Raw genomic sequence first — 16,588 nt, 5'->3', positions numbered from 1 at the left:
GCTAATTCCTCATTTCATTTTTACCATGCTCAATAAGTTCTTCTAAACGTTCAAGTTCCAATTTCAGTACAATTTTCCCTTTTTCGCTAAGTCCATAGATTTTTTTACGATCTTCTTCTGCAACTGATGTTATCAATCCCTCTTTTTCCATTCGGGAAAGATTTCCATACATAGTTCCTGCACCGATCTTAATACGACCATTTGTGAGCTTTTCAACGTGCTGCATTATTCCATATCCATGTCTTGGCTCATTTAAAGATATGAGAATATAATAAGCCGCTTCAGTTAATGGTAAATATTTATTTTGCAATTTTTTTATATCCATATTAATCCCTGATCTACATCGTGACGCGTTATATCACACTACGGTATATCGTATGACGCTATATATAAAACTATCTAAAACACTACAAAAAAAGTGAAATAATTTTCATGATATTTAATTATCAAAAATATCATCTATAAACTGGAAAACCTTATTTTAAAATAAACACTTAAAAAGACAGGATTGCTTTTATTTAAAATAATACCAGTAATTGCCACCCGTTTCTTTTTGTATATCCTCATCAGATGTGAAAGCAATTTGTATTTCACTTAATGCACTTTCAGGATAACTATTATTCTTTAACTCCATTAATGTCAATTTTTTTAATTCATCTACCAGACCACTGGCTTCCGCTTCTTTTAAATCACTATCTTTTTCAAAAAGATACCATATTACAAGGTATTTTGGGTTAATACCTATTGAACCATAATGAAAATTGCCGAAAATCATAGGTTTTCTATCTTTTACTATTTCCATAACTTTACTCGTGGAAATGTTTATAATCCTGTTGAATTTATGCTCAATTTTCCTTTCGGCATCCCATTCTTTTCTAAGTTTCTCGTTTATACTGCCACCCCAAAAACAGTTAGTATATGTTTAACTCAATAACATGTCCTGAGGATTAATATCTTTTTAACCAGCTTCTCAAGACATTGTTAAACAGATCAGGGTTTTCTATATTCCATAAATGTCCTACCTTCAAAGCCATTGCTCCTTTAGAATTTGGAAGCGTGTTTAAGAGATTTAATGCAGATTCATTAATAATTCTGTAGTCTTTTTCACCTGTCATCACCAGTACAGGCACATCTGCATGTTCAAGGTTATCCGGCATTTTAAAAAGTATAGTTTCCCTGAGGATTTTATCTAAAGAATAAGGTTCAATAACATAGGTGGATTCCTTAAACTTACTGCGGAGATTTTTTGGTATGTTGTAAGATCTCACATAACTCATTATACGAATAGTTTTATCTTTATCCGGCAAATAAAGCGCGATAAGGTTGTCCAGGAGCTTTAAAAATGATTCAGTAGGTTGAAAGTTACGTACGATAGCTCCGCTGATTAAAGCATGGTTTACCACTTCAGGAGCAGTATTTAAAATTTGAACTATAATTTGAGCACCCAAAGACAGTCCCACAAGATGGGCCTTTCCATTTTTGGCCCTATTTTTTATTATATCAATAATCATATCTGCAGCACTTTGTACACTAAATGATTTTACTTCAGCACTTTTTCCGTGTCCAGGTAGATCCGGAATAATGCAGTGATAATCACTGAACGCCTTTAATTGTTCATCCCACACCCATCCGGCTATTCCCTCACCGTGAAGAAATACTATTGTTTCATTGTTACTTTTACCTGTTTCTTTGATATATAAACTCATAATTTCTCACTTAAAAAAAATAATTGATTTAATTTTATATTCTCTTTTTATTTTAATAAATTTATTCAAATTACAGCTTCAAAGTATCAGGTAATGGATTATCATTTATCCATGCCATTACAACATTGCTGAAAAGTTCTGGTGATTCTAAAGGCCAGGTATGGCCTAAATTAGCCGCTTTATAGACTTTAGAATTTGGAAGGCATTTATTTAAGTCTAAAGCTGATTCATACACAACTTTGACCTCTTTTTCTCCCATCAGTACCAGCACCCTGTTTTTTGATCTGCATAAATTTTCAGGTATTCTAAACGCTCTGTTTTCACGAGTGATGTTATTTAAAGAACTCCATGTTGATGCTTTTGTATCTTTTTTAACGTCTTCAAAATATTTTAAAGGTATAGATTGTGCTTTCATGCCCATTTTTATGAAAAAATCAACATCCTTGAGGCGCATGTAAATTTTATAAAAAATGTTCATAAATATTGAAAGGCCGGATCCAACTTCACGAGCCAATGTCCCCGTAATCACTGCATGATCAACAACTTCTGGAGCCATGCTTAATATTTGAACGGCTACCTGCGCGCCAAGAGATAATCCAACGATATGAGCTTTTCCTCCATGTGCCCTTTCTTTAATAATGCCAATGATTTCATTTGCAGCACTTTCTATTGTAAATGGTTTTATTTCCATGCTTTTTCCATGTTCAGGGAGGTCTGGGACCAGGCAGTGATAATCTTTTAATGATTCTACATGTTTATCCCACATCCAACCTGAAGACATACCTGCATGGAGGAATACTATGGTTTCACTGTTGTTTTTACCAGTTTCTTTAAAATATAAATTCATTCTGATAGCCTCGTTATACCAAAAGTTACAATACAATTGTAATAATATATTATTTAAGTTTATACTCTTGCCCTAAACTAAATTATCATAATTTCCATCTAATTTAAATATAAAAAGAATACTTGAATTTAATACATATATAAACCCATATAACTTATTTTTTTAAAAATAACGTCTATTTAAGAGAATTTTATCATTTTAACTCATGGAATATTTTTTTAAAATATGCCATCAGTTGACAGCAACATACAACTATTATGATATACATATCTAATTCAAAGTCATACTAATGGAGTCATTTATATGAACTATCCTCATTTATTGGGAAATTCAAAAGTAAAATGGGTGGATACAGAATGGTTAGAAGATAATCTGGATAATAATCTCACTATATTCGATGTTCAGCCAGATATACATGATTATATAAAAGAACACATCCACAATGCATTTTATTTTAATGAATGGTTTCTTAGAGAAATGCAGGGCAATAACCCTGCTAGATATATTCCTCATGATGCAATTTCGACAATATTCGGGAAATTAGGCATCAGAAATGATAAACCTATTCTTTTTTATACTGGCAAGGGCTCCTATTCAAAAAAAGGGGACGGTTGGGGACAGACCATGGCTGCTTATTCACTGGTTAGATTTGGCCATGAAAATGTCCATATCTTAGATGGAGGCATAGACAAATGGAAAAAAGAAGAAAGAGGATTAACCAAGGTATTTCCAACTGTAGAAGAATCTGAATTTGAAGCAGAGGTCCACGATGAATATCAGATTGAATACGGGGAATTTAAAAATATTAAGGACAATGATGATGTGGTAGTGCTTGATGCAAGGCCGTTTAAATATTATGCAGGGCCTAGTTTATGGAGTAAAGAAGGACACATACCTGGAGCTAAGAGTTTACAGGCAGCTGCCATCATGAATCCCAAGAACCGCCAGCTCCTCAAACCCAAGGACGAAATAAAATCTTTAGTTGAAGAAAGAGAAGTAACTCCCGATAAAACAGTTATATGCTACTGCGGAACCGGCAGAGAAGCTACTAATTTGTTTTTAGTTTTTAAATGGTATTTAGATTATCCTGATGTGAGATTATATGAAGGGTCTATTACTGAATGGACCCAAAGAGATGATAACCCGACTGTTACAGGGCCTAGTCCTTATTAATGTGAACAGCCACTAAAAAAAATAACAATATTATGTTATAATTTCTATTCAACTGATGTAAGAAACTCCACCACATGATTTTGAAATGCTTCAGCACTTAATAGATATGCCATGTGCGCTCCGGGAATTGAGACAAACTTAGAGCCAGAGAGGGCTTTAGCTAATTCCTGTCCAGAATATTTTTGAGGCCAGATTATATCTCCATCTCCAGCTATAACCAATGTTGGAGCTGTAAGTTCACTGATCCATCCACTTGAATCAAATGTAGCAAGTGCATCATTTTGCCTTTTGAATGTATTCACTGTCTGAGGATTTAATACATGTGCCATAGCACTTTTAATTCTATCAACAGCTCCAGGATTTGCTAATACTTCCTCAGGAAATGACCATACTGCAGAATATTCAGCCAGTGCATCAGGATCGCTTCCATCCATAACACGTTTTATTGCCTGTTTACAAGCATAATTAACGCGGTGAGAATTTTTCATACTTGTTACAACAAGTATCAGGCTTTTTACTCTATCAGGATATAAATAAGCAATATTTTGAGCAATCATTCCCCCCATAGATGCCCCAAGTATATGTGCCCTTTCAATTCCAAGCACATCCATCAAACCAATGACATCTTCAGTCATCATATCCATAGAATATTCTATATATGGCCTATCAGTACGCCCTGCACCGCGGTTATCAAATGGGACCACTTTGTAACCCTTAGAAAATGCAGGAATCATGTCTTTCCATTGGGAAGACTCCGCACCGTTACCCGATATTAAAATTAATGGTTCACCTTCACCGTGTATCTCATAATACATGTTTATATCATTCACTTTTACCATTGACATTTTTTTTCATCTCCTCCTTTTAATTATAATCTCCAAATCTCTTAAGAAATTGAACTAACCTTTTTTGAGCATATAACGCATGAAACCCTTTACGTCCATTGCAAACTTCTGTTCACTTACTCCATCACTTTTCAGCATGTTTTTATATAGACAACTCATATTCGACATGCTCTGGGAGATCAGCGACATCAAAACAGCTGCTTCCATTGGGTTAACATCTTCCCTAATTGTACCATCATCAATTCCAGATTGTATCAAATCCCTCATGATAAACATTAAATCTTTAAGAATCCCCATTACCTCTTTATACTCTTCACTACTGTTCAGATTGCCCATATCAAATTTAGAAGATTGTGGAGCATATAAAAGCTTTAAACAACCAGGATATTCAGTTGAAAATTTATCCATTGCATTTCCATACAATAAAATCTTCTCATAACCCGTGTTACCCTTTTTTATTTCTTCTCTAGCCATTTTAACTAAAACTTGAACACTCTGTAAGACTATCGCAAAATACAGTGCCTCTTTGTTCTTGAAATAATAATAAAGCGTGGCCTTATTTACCCCTACTTCCTTGGCTATGCTGTTCATTGAAACTTCATCGTAGTCTTTACTTAAAAATAGCTTCTGAGCTGATTCCATAATGTAATTACGCTTTGTTTCCTTCTCTTTTTTCTTTAATTCTTTGATAGACACCCCTCATCACCACCTTTTGATTTTCCATCTAACCTTGATTTGAACTTTCAACCAGTGGTTGAATATTTAACCCTAGTTTGAAATAGTATATAAATGTTTGGTTTTAAAGTTTCGATCGTGAATAGAGATTGAATCACGAATAATCCCATAAAAATACCATATTTGTAAATTAAAGTTCAAAATTATATTAAATAAAAACAAAATAGCATATTAAGTAATTATATATTCATTAAAAATATTTAAAAACATAAAATCACAAAATAATCCAATTAAATTAATATATTTAAACTAAAAGAATAATATAAATTATCTTACTTTACTCCTGATTTTGATCACTTAGCAGGTTTTGATTAGCCATCTGTAAAAATGCATCCCTAGACATGAGAGGGCGGCTTACATTTGCAATAGTTTCAGAAGACATTTTACCATTCTCTACAAGTTGACATCCTGCTTGTCTTGCAGACTCAATAACATCATTTACAGACATATCATTTTCTAACATGGCCCTAAAGAAATGTCCATGAGGCCTGAGGAGTTCTCCAACGTATTCAGCATTTATATTCTTACTAAATGCTTTAATATGAGCCACAATTGGGTCAAAATTGTCTATTTCCCAGAAACCACAGTTTGAAACCAGAACTATTTTCTCAAGATTCATATCTTTGCGGGCAGGATGTCTGAGATGACCATCACGGATTTCCATGGTCAAATGTATTACAGGTACCAAACGGTCCATAAACATCTTCATAGGCCCTGTAACTCCATCACAATAAAGAGGAGAAGCTAAAACAAGGATATTTGCATCTTCAACCTTCGGCAAAAGCCAGTTCATATCATCTTCCTGAAAACACTTACCTGTAGTTCTCATACAGCTGCAGTCGCCCCTGCAAGGTTTTATTTCAAGGTCATTTGTATAATATATTCCTACTTCTGCCCCTTTTTCATCATACCTTCCATAAACGGATTAAGAACCAGTGCAGTGTTTCCTTTATCTTTATGAGGACTCGAATTAATTGCCACTACCTTTATCGTTTCTTTCATAATTTCACCCCTACTATAAATTCATGACACACTAATTGTTATAGCCCTCTGTGGACACGCTAGCACGCAATTAGCACATCTATGACAGTATTCTAGATTTTCAGTGCCGTTTTCACACCAGACAGCTTTCTCTCCAATGTTCCATACTTTACCTGATTTTGGACAAGAATATGTACATGTTCCACAACCAACACATTTCTCTTTATCAACTACAACTTCAAAATCCATTTCTCCTACCTCCACCTTTAAAGATTCATTAAATTTTATTTAAAAACCAAAATAGTCATTTTAAGTTCTTATTTTCAGTATTAACTAGCATACGTCTCCACAAATCCATAGAATCCCCAATGAACTGTTCATGGCTAATTTCTTCACCTTCCAAAGATCTTGTGGCCCATTCATTAGGATTTACAATTTGTTTTGATGTTATTGCAATGAAAACCGCTATTTCCATTGAGTTCACATTTGCCCTTATAGAACCATCTTCAATTCCCTCTTCTATCGATTCACGTGTTATCCTGATTGTTTCCTCTCTTAATACATTAATTTCAGGCATATACTCATTATCAACTTTAGAAAACCTCTGGGAATCAAAATATGCACATACCCCATAATAATCAGTGAAATCCCTGTAAAACTTAAAATAAGCCCATCCTGTATCTTCAAGTTTGCCAAGGCCATTTTTATCACTTTTTACGCTTTCTTTAAACAACTTATCCATTATCCTCATCCCACGTAAAACTATGGCCAGGTAAATGACCTCTTTATTTTTAAAATAAAGATAAAGAGCAGCCCTGCTGATCCCAACTTCATCAGCTATATCCTTCATTGAAACATTATCATAGCCTTTTGAGAAGAATAACTTCTCTGCAGCATCTACAATGTAATTACGCCTTTCTTCTTTTTCTCTTTCCTTCAATTCCTGAATTGACAATGTATCCACCTATGCATTAGTTCTGACACAGTGTTAGTTATATATCACACTGTCATTAATGTGATATGATGTCAAAATTAATATATAAAGTTTTTGATCTAAAATAAGATTTATAAATACCTCACAAAGATAATTACTGCTAAAAATAGAAATGAGGATAAATTCCCCTTAAACAAGTACTTTCAAAAAGTATACCTTATTTTATCAATTTATTATTCTTCTGGAACAATTTTAAATGGTATTTACTGGAGTGGTTGCATCTACTTGTACGGGTTATTGATATATTACTTCTAGGGGGTTCGTGGGAGTGTCTGTTGTTATGTCCTTCCTCAACACGTTGAGCTGCCACTCTCCAGAAAATCCTACCGCGGCCAAAAATGCAAGCATGATGATTCCTAACTTTATTTTCATGCAATCGCACCTCCACATGTATCTTTGCGCAGTTATTCTAGGTATGCGCCGGAGGTTATTTATGTGAATTATGTAATAAAATACTTGTTGTTTATATTAATAAAATTCATAAAACTCTAAAAACAATATTTGGCTATAAATACCAAATCTTATTTAACGAATTTGAATTAACAAATTTTTCATCGGATGCTTTATGTTCAAAAACTGGAAAGCTATTGCAGAAAAGTTTGAAATAGAAATCTATGCGCCTTATTTAGCCTATAAAGACCCAAAAGTTCCATTACACATCAATATCATTCTTTTAGTTATTGCCTATCTTAAGCCCAAGTGACCTAATTCCCGATTTTATACCCGTATTAGGTTATCTCGATGATTTCTTGTTGATAACCGTAGTGATTCATATTTTACTTAAAATGGTTCCTAAAGAGATAATGGATGAGCATAGAGAAAGTGCAAAAACAAAGTTTAGTGAGGGAATACCCAAAAGTAGATTTGTAGCTTTATTGTGTTGATCTAGGTTCTGGCTGCTGTTATACTATTAAATTTTGTTATAAAGTTTATTTAAAATAAATTAAAAACAAATACATTACTTAAATTTTAGGAGACACTAAAAAAATGTTCAACTTACTCATCGCAGGAATCACACTCGGCCTCTACTCAGGCCTCTCACCAGGCCCCCTACTCATCCTCCTCATATCTCAAACCTTAAAACACGGCCACAGGGAAGGCATAAAAGTCGCATTTTCCCCGCTGATCACAGACCTGCCAATTATAGCAGTATCCATAATATTTTTATCATTTGTTGCAGGTTACAGCTCAATTTTAGGCATCATATCAATTCTTGGAGGTTTATTCCTGCTTTATATGGCCTATGAAAGCTTTAAAACAAGAGAACTAACTGAAGATATCGAAGCAGAAGAGCCAAAATCACTTAAAAAAGGAGCAACAGTCAACTTTTTAAATCCGGCCCCATACCTGTTCTGGATAACCGTCGGCGGACCCCTAATCATAAACGCTTATACAGGCAGTATTTTAGCCCCATTGATGTTCATTATAGGCTTTTATGTTCTTTTAGTGGGCTCAAAAATAGTTCTGGCCTTCGCTGCAGGTAAATCCCGTGAATTCATTACAGGGAAACCGTATCTTTACATAATGAGAATTCTAGGAATAGTACTCGTATTATTTGCGATTTATTTCTTCAATCAAGGTGTTCACTTGTTAATAAAATGAAGATAGCTGATTTAAATTCACAGCCTAAAAAGAGATTAAAAAAATTTATTAGAAGAGGGTTTTAAGCAGCATGGATATTAACGCTAACTAGCTAAAATCCACCGCCACAATCGCCTCCTCCTCCGCAGTCGCCCCCGCCACCGTCAGATCCTCCACCGTCGCTGTAACTACTGTCAGAACTTCCTCCATCAGAACCCCAAAATCCACCGTCAGATCCTGTACTATAACTGGAACTGTCAGATCCTCCATAATGATTATAGCTATCATAACTAGTACTATTATATCCATTATTGCCTTCTATATTATTAAATCCAAAATCAAAATTATTTGCATCGATTGAATTAAAAATACGGTCTATATCCTCATTTGAAAATATATTATTATCTGAACTCTGCATAAATACAGGATACCAACCATGATTATAATGTCTAGATGCGGCAGGGTAACTTTTTTTATTAGAAAATAATGCCTTAATCTTTTCAAAATTATCTCTAATACATTTAAAGTTATATTCATCAATTAAGAACATATTTGAACCGCAGATTTGCAGGTATGCTTTAGCTCTCCCAGGATCTGTTTCGAACCAATTTTCCAGATTTTTCCCTTCATCTTTTAATTTTAACATTATTTCTTGAGCTTCTATCCCTTTATCACTTACTACATACTTATTTCGTGGAAACCCGTTTTTAATGGTAAAAAAGCCGTCTGAAAATAATGGCTCGAGCAATTTTTTCCTAGCATAATTATACTGAAGAGCTTTATGGTAAACACGCTCTTGAAGTATCCAAAATCTGTTACTATCTGATTCAGAGGGCAAACATTCTAAAAATATTTCTTCATGAGGTTTAAGGGGCATTTCAAAAAGTTCCCCTTCCTCCAAATAAATTATGTCTGCTTTTTTCCTGCCAAATATATTTGCCTTTCCTTCTTCTATATTCACTTTAAAGACATTTTTGCATATAAGGTCTATTAAAGTCACTTTCAACAATTCATTTAGTGATTCTTTATGCCCCACATATTTTTTAGGGTTTAAAAGCATAAGAGATTCAGCAGGAGTTAAATTCAATGAAACTTTTTTACCAGAATCATCACTGAAAATATCATCTTGAAGGTTAAGTATTTCATTATCTTGAGTTTCTAAACTCTTTATTTCTGATTCAAAACTCGCACCACAATTCATGCAAAAGTTTGCAGCATTAATATTCTTTTTACCACATTCTGGACAAAATTTATAAACAGCTGATCCACATAAACAGCAAAAACAAGCGTTTTTTTCATTATCTGCTCCGCATTCAGGACATTTAATCAATTTTCTCACCAATGACTTAATATATTTATATCATATTTCGATTTTTATGTGTCATTTCCTGATTAAGGATCTCTTGTTAATAAAATAATCCTTATTGATTAGTAAACAGTTTTAGGAATATATTAGAGGTCTGCTTCAGTCGCCGCCCCCTCCACAATCACCGCCGCCGTCAAAACCACCGTCGAATCCTGAATCAAAATCACTGAAATCCATTGAATCGAATATATCAAATGTGTCAAAATCTGAAAATATGTCGCTGAAGCTGTCAAAACTATTAAAGTCATCGAAGTCGCCAAAATCCATATCATGAGAATACGATTTTCTAAATGCACCGTACCACCGAATTTTATTAAATGCATATGCGGTGCCTACTGCTGCTGCACCAGCGAATAATGCACTTATTTTTTTAGAATTATTCTTAAACCAGTTAAAATAATAAACATCGGTTAAGAATATATTTGATCCCCCCATTAGCAGGTAAGATTTCGCTCTTTCAGGATCGTTTTCTACCCAGTTTTCCAGATTTCTTCCCTCATCTTTTAATTCCATGATCATCTGCTGTGTCTCCACTCCTTTATTGCTTAAAAAATATTTTTTGCCTAAAAATTTCTTTTCCACCTCAAAGAAACCTTCTAAAGATAGCGGTTCCAGCAGTTTTTTCTGGGCATAATTATTATGATATGTCTTGTAAACCTGTTGTTGAAGCTTTTTAAGTCTTTTACTATCTGCTTTACGAGGTAAATGTTTTCGAAATACCTCTTCATGAGGTTTAAGGGGCATGTTAAAATTTTTCCCCTCCAGCAAGTAAGTCTTTTTGACAATTTTACTGCCCAATATACCCTTCTTTTCAACTTCCTGAACATCTAATTGGAACACATTTTTAAAAATAAGGTCAATCAAGGTTGCTTTAAACAGTTCTTTTGGTGTCCTCTGATGTGTTTTATGATCCAGGATCATAAGGGATTCAGCAGGAGTTAAATCTAATGGAACGATCTCATTAGAGTCATTTACGTCATTTTGAGTTTTTACACTACCCGATTCAAATGTTTTTAAATTCATACCACAATTTTCACAAAATCTAGCAGTATCGACATTTTTATGGCCGCATTCCTGGCAGAAGTTGTATTTGACCAATTTTTTCCCACATGATTTGCAGAAATTGTAATTATCATCATTATTTGCTCCACATTCAGGACACTTAATCAATTTTCTCACCATAGATTAATTCAATAGAGTCACATTCCCCTAAATTTCTGTATAAACTACTAATATATATCAGTTTTCTTTTTATGTATTCTTCCATTAGATTATATTTATGAAAATGGTTTTAATCCATAAATCAGGAAAATTATAAAATTTTAGAGGCAATAACATCATATACATTAAAACGTTTAATGCATATTTTAAATAATTAAATGTTGGGTTTTTAGTCAAATAACTTATAAACTAAAGATTAACTGATTCATTATCATTCAATGCAGTGCATTTAACATATTAATCCCTTAAATTATAATACCAGTCTTAGCAGGTTAACTTACATCAAGCATTCATCAAAAGTATCTCCAAACCCAAAGTTTTTATACTTACATCCCTAAAAATTTAGGTGTACCTAAAACTTTATAACTGGAGATAATATGACTTTTAAGACAGGGACCTATAAACTGAATACCGAACCAAATTTTAATTTTCAACTAAATAGAACTATAATGTGGAGTAATGGATACATAAATGATATTAAACCCATTTCAAAAAATATAACATCTGCAGAATCATGGGTAGATCAGATGACCCTGCTGGCTGATAAAACTTTACAAAAAAATCGTGTTGAACAAGCAATAGCCTACTACAGGATGGCCGAATTTTTCATGTTTGATGGTGACCCCCATAAAATTGTTACCTATAGAAAAGCCAGAGATTTATTCTATGATTATTATTCTGACGTATTTAAACATGAAATAAGCATTAAAAAGGTTAAATACGAAAATGGGCATCTCCCAGTATGGGTTTCCACTCCGACTGGAGATATTAAAGATACTATAGTTATCCACGGGGGAAATGACTCATATATAGAAGAATTTTTGCCCATCGTCCTTTATTTACGTGAAGCTGGATTTGCAGTGTATTTATTTGAAGGTCCAGGTCAAGGTGAAGTTCTGAGGGAACATGGCATTCCATTTACTTACAAATGGGAAAAACCTGTTAAAAAACTGCTGGATCATTTTAATTTGGACGACGTGACCATCATAGGCATTTCTCTTGGAGGAGTTCTAGCGCCTAGAGCCGCTGCATTTGATAAACGGATCAAACGAGTAGTTGCATGGAGCATACTGCCCAACTTTTTAGATGTTTTATTATCTTCAAGGAAGCCATTCCTTCAAAAGACCATTAAATTTTTGTTAAATCATAAATTTAAAAAACTGGTAAATTTCATTCTCAAAATGCAGATGGACAAAGATCCAATGGCTAAATGGGGCATAGAACATGGTATGCATAATATGGGTGTTTCTTCACCATTTGAATATCTTAAAAACGCCGGCAAGTTCCAGATTTTTGATATTGCACCCTTAATTCAGCAGGACTTTTTACTTTTAGCAGCACAAAAAGACCATTTCATACCGCTTGAAATGTATAAAAATGAAATAAATGCTTTAAAAAATGTTAAATCATTGACATTTCGTATTTTTACAGAAAAAGAAAATGGAGAGAACCACTGCAATGCAGGAAACACTCAGTTAGCCATTAATACCATTATAAACTGGATACTTTCAATTAAAAAGATAGATAATTCTTAAAATTTAGGTACACTTGGGTATTACCTAAAATTTAAGAAACACTGTCACTTCAAAGACATTTAAGAAATTCGATTATATAACTCACAGTTTCGTTCTGCTGCTCTTCCCTTGTGATTGTACTGTTATTGTCCCCTGTTTGAGGGCCGTAATTACCGTTATTGTAGTGGTTACCGCCAGGTATAGTGATAAAGACAGTATTTGCAGGGAACTTATTTTTGTTATTAGAGATATCTTGAGCTGTTGTAAGATTGTCTAGAGAACCTCTAATTGACAATGCTTTAAAAGTGGCATTTGAAGCATTTTTTGACGGGTAAGCAGCTAAATATACCGCTCCTTTAATTTTATCTTGATGATTTACAGCATATTCAGACGCAAAAACACCGCCCAACGAGTGGCCCATGATTACCCATAAATTAATCTCAGGATGTTTACTTATGACATCATCCGCACTGTTAACACCAAAAAATGCCAGATTAAATGGCATTTTCACAATTATAACTGTGTAACCCTTCACAGCAAGTTTAGAAGAAATAACAGAATAAGCTTCAGGCTGGACCTTGCCTCCGGGATAAAATATTATTCCAGTGTCGCTCCTGTTTTGAGTAGGAGTAAATTTAATGGAGTTATCTGTATATGTAACGTTGTAAACATCCGTTGATTCAAGTGCAGCTGTAGCTTTACTATCCATATGGTAATAATCAGAAATATAATAAGCAAAAGAAGCCGCTGCTACTGCTGATACTACTAATATAATCAATAAGAATAATCCCTTTTTAGATTCTATATATTTCATATTAGTCCCCTCTAATCATTATCTAAATAAATTATATCTTTAAATTAAAAAAACATTTCTACATCCAGATTTAAAATGTAAATTAAAACACTGCTGTTTAAATAAATCCAACATTTTAATTCGTATACTCCCAATTATCAAAATTACGTTTGTTAGCCACTTAAAATATTCAGACGATGTCATTTGCAGTAGTTACTTCCTGAGTTAATAAAGACCTAAGCATTAAAAAATAATAAAATGTAAGTAATACTCAAAATATAATAAGTAATATAAATTAAAGATAACTGTTAATTTTAGCATTATGGTGAATTAAATGGATTTAAACAACTCCATTACTTTTAGAGCTAATTTAAAAAGGTTTTCTGAAATTTTAAGCATAGCAATAATTATAATTGGAGTTATTATATTCATTGGATGGGCTTTTAATATCCCTCTCCTTAAAAGCCCAGGCCCGGATTTCCCCACCATTAAATTCAATTCTGCATTATGTTTTATTTTAATAGGAGCTTCTTTATGGCTGCAACAAACGAAAAGGATTAACAAAAGAAATAGACATGTTGCACAGGTATTAGCAGTTATAGTATTATTAATTGGGTTGATTGCCCTCATTGAACATTTATTCAATTTTAATTTAGGCATAGATCAAACATTATTTATAGAACCATCTGGAGCACTTGAAACTTCAGCACCAAATCGAATAGCGTTTATTGGGGCAATTGAATACATAATAATCGGTGCTGCACTTTTAATTATTGATAAAGAAATAGATAAACGCTCTATTACTCAGTATTTAATGATTTTAGGGAGTATTATCTCTTTAATGGTTCTTTTAGGTTATTTATATGATGCGTCCGAATTTTACCAGATATCATATTATACTGCAACTTCCATTTATGCAGGAATAGGATTTATGTTAATATCTTTTGCTGTTCTTATTGCACGTCCTGAAACCGGCTTTATGAGGATATTGACCAGTGGAGAATATGGGAGTATATTTGGACTCAGGATCCTATTTGTGCTGGCAATTATTTCCATAGTTTTTGGGTGGTTACGGATATTAGGGCAAAATTTAGGTTATTATGATACAGCTTTCGGGACAGTGCTGTATACCCTTTCAGTACTTATTATTTTGAGTATTTTTGTGTGGAGCAGTATTCTATCCCTTAACAAAACTGATAAAGAACGTAAAGAAGCAAATAATGAATTAAAGAAAAATTTGGAAGAATTAGAACGCTCCAACAAAGAATTAAAGAGTTTTGCCCACATTACAAGTCATGATTTGCAGGAGCCCCTCAGGACAATAACCAGTTATTCCCAGCTTATAGAAAGGCGTTACAAAAGACAGTTAGATCCTGATGCTGATGAATTCCTTGAATACATGGTCAGTGATGCAAAGAGAATGAAAAGCATGATTCAAGGTTTACTGGACTACTCTCATGTTGAAGCTAAAGGTAATGAATTTAAAGAAATTAACACTGAAAAAGCACTTAATACCGCATTATCTAATCTACAGTATTCAATAGATCAGTGCCATGCTGAAGTAACCCATGATCCCCTTCCACCTGTTTTTGCAGATGAAAATCAGATAGTGAGTGTATTCCAAAATCTAATTGATAATGCTTTAAAATTTCGAAAAAAGGATGAAACACCAAAAATTCATATTTCAGCAAAAAAACATGACAATGAATGGATTTTTTCTGTAAAGGATAATGGCATAGGAATCGACGACCAGTATTTTGATATAGTTTTTGAAGTGTTTAAAAGGTTACATGCCATCGGAGAGTATGAGGGTGCAGGAATCGGTCTTGCAATTGCAAAAAGAATTATCGATCGACACGGCGGCCATATCTGGGTTGAATCTTCTCCAGGGAAGGGTTCTACGTTTTATTTTACCATTCCTTATTAAAACTATTTACCATGGAAAAAGAGTGTTTTTGATCAACCGCTCGAAAATCCTACGGATTTTCGGCGCCCAAAAATTGAAAATTTTGAGGGCTTTTTTCTAAAAAGTCCTCAAACACAATGTGTTTGGGACACCAAAAATTCATAGAATTTTTAAGTGGTTGAGGTGAATGTTCTACGTTTTATTTTACCATTCCGTTAGTTACTGAACCAAAAAGCGTTCAGTAATGAGCAATCTTAAAAATTAGGAACTTTATTTTTGATTTATTTTTTTTTACAAGTATGTATGTACTCCCCTTTTAAATTGAAAAAAATGATTTTAATAAGTTCCATTAATGTATATCCATGAAAGCTGAACAACTGCACAGAGTCATAACTGCAATGAATACGAAGATAAACGATATCATAAGTCAAGAAACAAACGGAGTGCACTTTGGAGGGCATGTAGAACTACTTGCCGCTGTCGCGTCCATTGAAGAACTTTATGATTTAAGCTACGCTCCAGAGGCAGAAGCTAAAAGAACAGGGATCATGCATATAATGATAAGTGCCATGCTGGAAGGCCAATCAGCAGAACAAATAACCCCAATACTCAAAACTAAAGGATTAACAGACGGTGATGCAAATAAAGTAGCCGTGAGCGAAAAACAGAGAATTGAAAACCTTGCTGACTGGTACGAGTATTACAGCGCAGGATACAAATTCTTCAGCGCGGTATCTAAAGATGATGCATGCGAAATATGTAAAAATGCCTATGAAAATGGTAAAAAACATTCTATGGAACAGTTAAATATGCTGCCACCTTTACACGGCGAATGCAGATGTGATTTAATGTTTCACAGAAAATAAGTTAATACCTTTTAAACTTGAGGGTAAATTACTTAAATTAATTCATTCTATTTTATTCAA

At 33.7% G+C, this 16,588-nt stretch carries 19 protein-coding genes; 6 read left to right on the top strand and 13 right to left on the bottom strand.

Annotated elements, in window-relative coordinates; translation table 11 throughout:
* Position 1 precedes the first annotated feature (1 nt).
* The 4 genes from ASJ80_RS07205 to ASJ80_RS07190 all read right to left on the bottom strand — a co-directional run bounded on the left by ASJ80_RS07205 (position 2) and on the right by ASJ80_RS07190 (position 2,553).
* Positions 2 to 325, bottom strand: a complete 324-nt coding sequence (locus ASJ80_RS07205) for a PadR family transcriptional regulator (RefSeq protein ID WP_069584254.1) — start codon at positions 323 to 325, stop codon at positions 2 to 4.
* Between the two features lie 189 nt (positions 326 to 514).
* The gene (locus ASJ80_RS07200) at positions 515 to 802 is read right to left on the bottom strand and encodes a hypothetical protein (protein ID WP_069584255.1); all 288 of its coding nucleotides are present in this window, start codon (positions 800 to 802) and stop codon (positions 515 to 517) included.
* A 145-nt stretch (positions 803 to 947) separates the two neighbouring features.
* Positions 948 to 1,706 (bottom strand): alpha/beta fold hydrolase, encoded by a 759-nt coding sequence (locus ASJ80_RS07195; RefSeq protein WP_069584256.1) that lies wholly within the window; start codon positions 1,704 to 1,706, stop codon positions 948 to 950.
* A gap of 70 nt (positions 1,707 to 1,776) precedes the next feature.
* Positions 1,777 to 2,553 carry an alpha/beta fold hydrolase gene (locus tag ASJ80_RS07190; RefSeq protein ID WP_069584257.1) on the bottom strand — a complete coding sequence of 259 codons (777 nt, stop codon included), beginning with the start codon at positions 2,551 to 2,553 and terminating at the stop codon, positions 1,777 to 1,779.
* Positions 2,554 to 2,856: 303 nt separating this feature from the next.
* Here ASJ80_RS07190 and ASJ80_RS07185 point away from each other — a divergent pair, with 303 nt between their 5' ends.
* Positions 2,857 to 3,726, top strand: coding sequence for a sulfurtransferase (locus tag ASJ80_RS07185; RefSeq protein ID WP_069584258.1), 870 nt, complete (start codon positions 2,857 to 2,859; stop codon positions 3,724 to 3,726).
* A 44-nt stretch (positions 3,727 to 3,770) separates the two neighbouring features.
* On the opposite strand, the gene ASJ80_RS07180 is transcribed toward ASJ80_RS07185, so the two are convergent.
* The 6 genes from ASJ80_RS07180 to ASJ80_RS17010 all read right to left on the bottom strand — a co-directional run bounded on the left by ASJ80_RS07180 (position 3,771) and on the right by ASJ80_RS17010 (position 7,653).
* Complete coding sequence (locus ASJ80_RS07180) at positions 3,771 to 4,571, bottom strand: alpha/beta fold hydrolase (RefSeq protein ID WP_069584259.1); 801 nt, start codon at positions 4,569 to 4,571, stop codon at positions 3,771 to 3,773.
* A gap of 54 nt (positions 4,572 to 4,625) precedes the next feature.
* Positions 4,626 to 5,267 carry a TetR/AcrR family transcriptional regulator gene (locus ASJ80_RS07175; RefSeq protein ID WP_069584260.1) on the bottom strand — a complete coding sequence of 214 codons (642 nt, stop codon included), beginning with the start codon at positions 5,265 to 5,267 and terminating at the stop codon, positions 4,626 to 4,628.
* A 316-nt stretch (positions 5,268 to 5,583) separates the two neighbouring features.
* Positions 5,584 to 6,165: a flavodoxin family protein gene (locus ASJ80_RS07170; protein ID WP_245837536.1), complete on the bottom strand. Its 582-nt coding sequence runs from the start codon at positions 6,163 to 6,165 to the stop codon at positions 5,584 to 5,586.
* A gap of 164 nt (positions 6,166 to 6,329) precedes the next feature.
* Positions 6,330 to 6,536 carry a 4Fe-4S binding protein gene (locus ASJ80_RS07165; RefSeq protein WP_069584261.1) on the bottom strand — a complete coding sequence of 69 codons (207 nt, stop codon included), beginning with the start codon at positions 6,534 to 6,536 and terminating at the stop codon, positions 6,330 to 6,332.
* 55 nt (positions 6,537 to 6,591) lie between these two features.
* Positions 6,592 to 7,242 (bottom strand): TetR/AcrR family transcriptional regulator, encoded by a 651-nt coding sequence (locus ASJ80_RS07160; RefSeq protein ID WP_069584262.1) that lies wholly within the window; start codon positions 7,240 to 7,242, stop codon positions 6,592 to 6,594.
* A gap of 273 nt (positions 7,243 to 7,515) precedes the next feature.
* Positions 7,516 to 7,653, bottom strand: coding sequence for a hypothetical protein (locus tag ASJ80_RS17010; RefSeq protein ID WP_176720272.1), 138 nt, complete (start codon positions 7,651 to 7,653; stop codon positions 7,516 to 7,518).
* Between the two features lie 308 nt (positions 7,654 to 7,961).
* On the opposite strand from ASJ80_RS17010, the gene ASJ80_RS17660 reads away from it, so the two are divergent.
* Both ASJ80_RS17660 and ASJ80_RS07150 read left to right on the top strand, forming a co-directional pair.
* Positions 7,962 to 8,165: a DUF1232 domain-containing protein gene (locus ASJ80_RS17660; RefSeq protein WP_083240998.1), complete on the top strand. Its 204-nt coding sequence runs from the start codon at positions 7,962 to 7,964 to the stop codon at positions 8,163 to 8,165.
* A gap of 103 nt (positions 8,166 to 8,268) precedes the next feature.
* Positions 8,269 to 8,883, top strand: a complete 615-nt coding sequence (locus ASJ80_RS07150; RefSeq protein ID WP_069584263.1) for a LysE family translocator — start codon at positions 8,269 to 8,271, stop codon at positions 8,881 to 8,883.
* A gap of 91 nt (positions 8,884 to 8,974) precedes the next feature.
* Here ASJ80_RS07150 and ASJ80_RS07145 read toward each other — a convergent pair whose 3' ends face one another.
* Together ASJ80_RS07145 and ASJ80_RS07140 are read right to left on the bottom strand one after the other, a co-directional pair.
* On the bottom strand, positions 8,975 to 10,192 hold the full coding sequence (locus tag ASJ80_RS07145; RefSeq protein ID WP_069584264.1) for a zinc ribbon domain-containing protein: 1,218 nt from the start codon (positions 10,190 to 10,192) through the stop codon (positions 8,975 to 8,977).
* 135 nt (positions 10,193 to 10,327) lie between these two features.
* Positions 10,328 to 11,398, bottom strand: a complete 1,071-nt coding sequence (locus ASJ80_RS07140; RefSeq protein WP_069584265.1) for a zinc-ribbon domain-containing protein — start codon at positions 11,396 to 11,398, stop codon at positions 10,328 to 10,330.
* 428 nt (positions 11,399 to 11,826) lie between these two features.
* Between ASJ80_RS07140 and ASJ80_RS07135 the strand changes: the two genes are divergently transcribed.
* Entirely contained in the window at positions 11,827 to 12,984 is a 1,158-nt protein-coding gene (locus ASJ80_RS07135; RefSeq protein ID WP_069584266.1) for an alpha/beta hydrolase, read from the top strand.
* Between the two features lie 49 nt (positions 12,985 to 13,033).
* Here the strand turns inward: ASJ80_RS07135 and ASJ80_RS07130 are convergent, their stop codons facing one another.
* On the bottom strand, positions 13,034 to 13,777 hold the full coding sequence (locus ASJ80_RS07130; protein WP_069584267.1) for an alpha/beta hydrolase: 744 nt from the start codon (positions 13,775 to 13,777) through the stop codon (positions 13,034 to 13,036).
* A gap of 313 nt (positions 13,778 to 14,090) precedes the next feature.
* On the opposite strand from ASJ80_RS07130, the gene ASJ80_RS07125 reads away from it, so the two are divergent.
* Together ASJ80_RS07125 and ASJ80_RS07120 are read left to right on the top strand one after the other, a co-directional pair.
* Positions 14,091 to 15,683, top strand: a complete 1,593-nt coding sequence (locus tag ASJ80_RS07125) for a sensor histidine kinase (protein ID WP_069584268.1) — start codon at positions 14,091 to 14,093, stop codon at positions 15,681 to 15,683.
* A 341-nt stretch (positions 15,684 to 16,024) separates the two neighbouring features.
* Complete coding sequence (locus ASJ80_RS07120) at positions 16,025 to 16,528, top strand: phage minor head protein (RefSeq protein WP_069584269.1); 504 nt, start codon at positions 16,025 to 16,027, stop codon at positions 16,526 to 16,528.
* Positions 16,529 to 16,588 lie beyond the last annotated feature (60 nt).

Origin of the sequence: Methanobacterium bryantii (assembly GCF_002287175.1) — an archaeon.
Taxonomy (GTDB): Archaea; Methanobacteriota; Methanobacteria; order Methanobacteriales; family Methanobacteriaceae; genus Methanobacterium_D; species Methanobacterium_D bryantii.
This window is presented reverse-complemented; position numbering and strand designations above follow the sequence as displayed.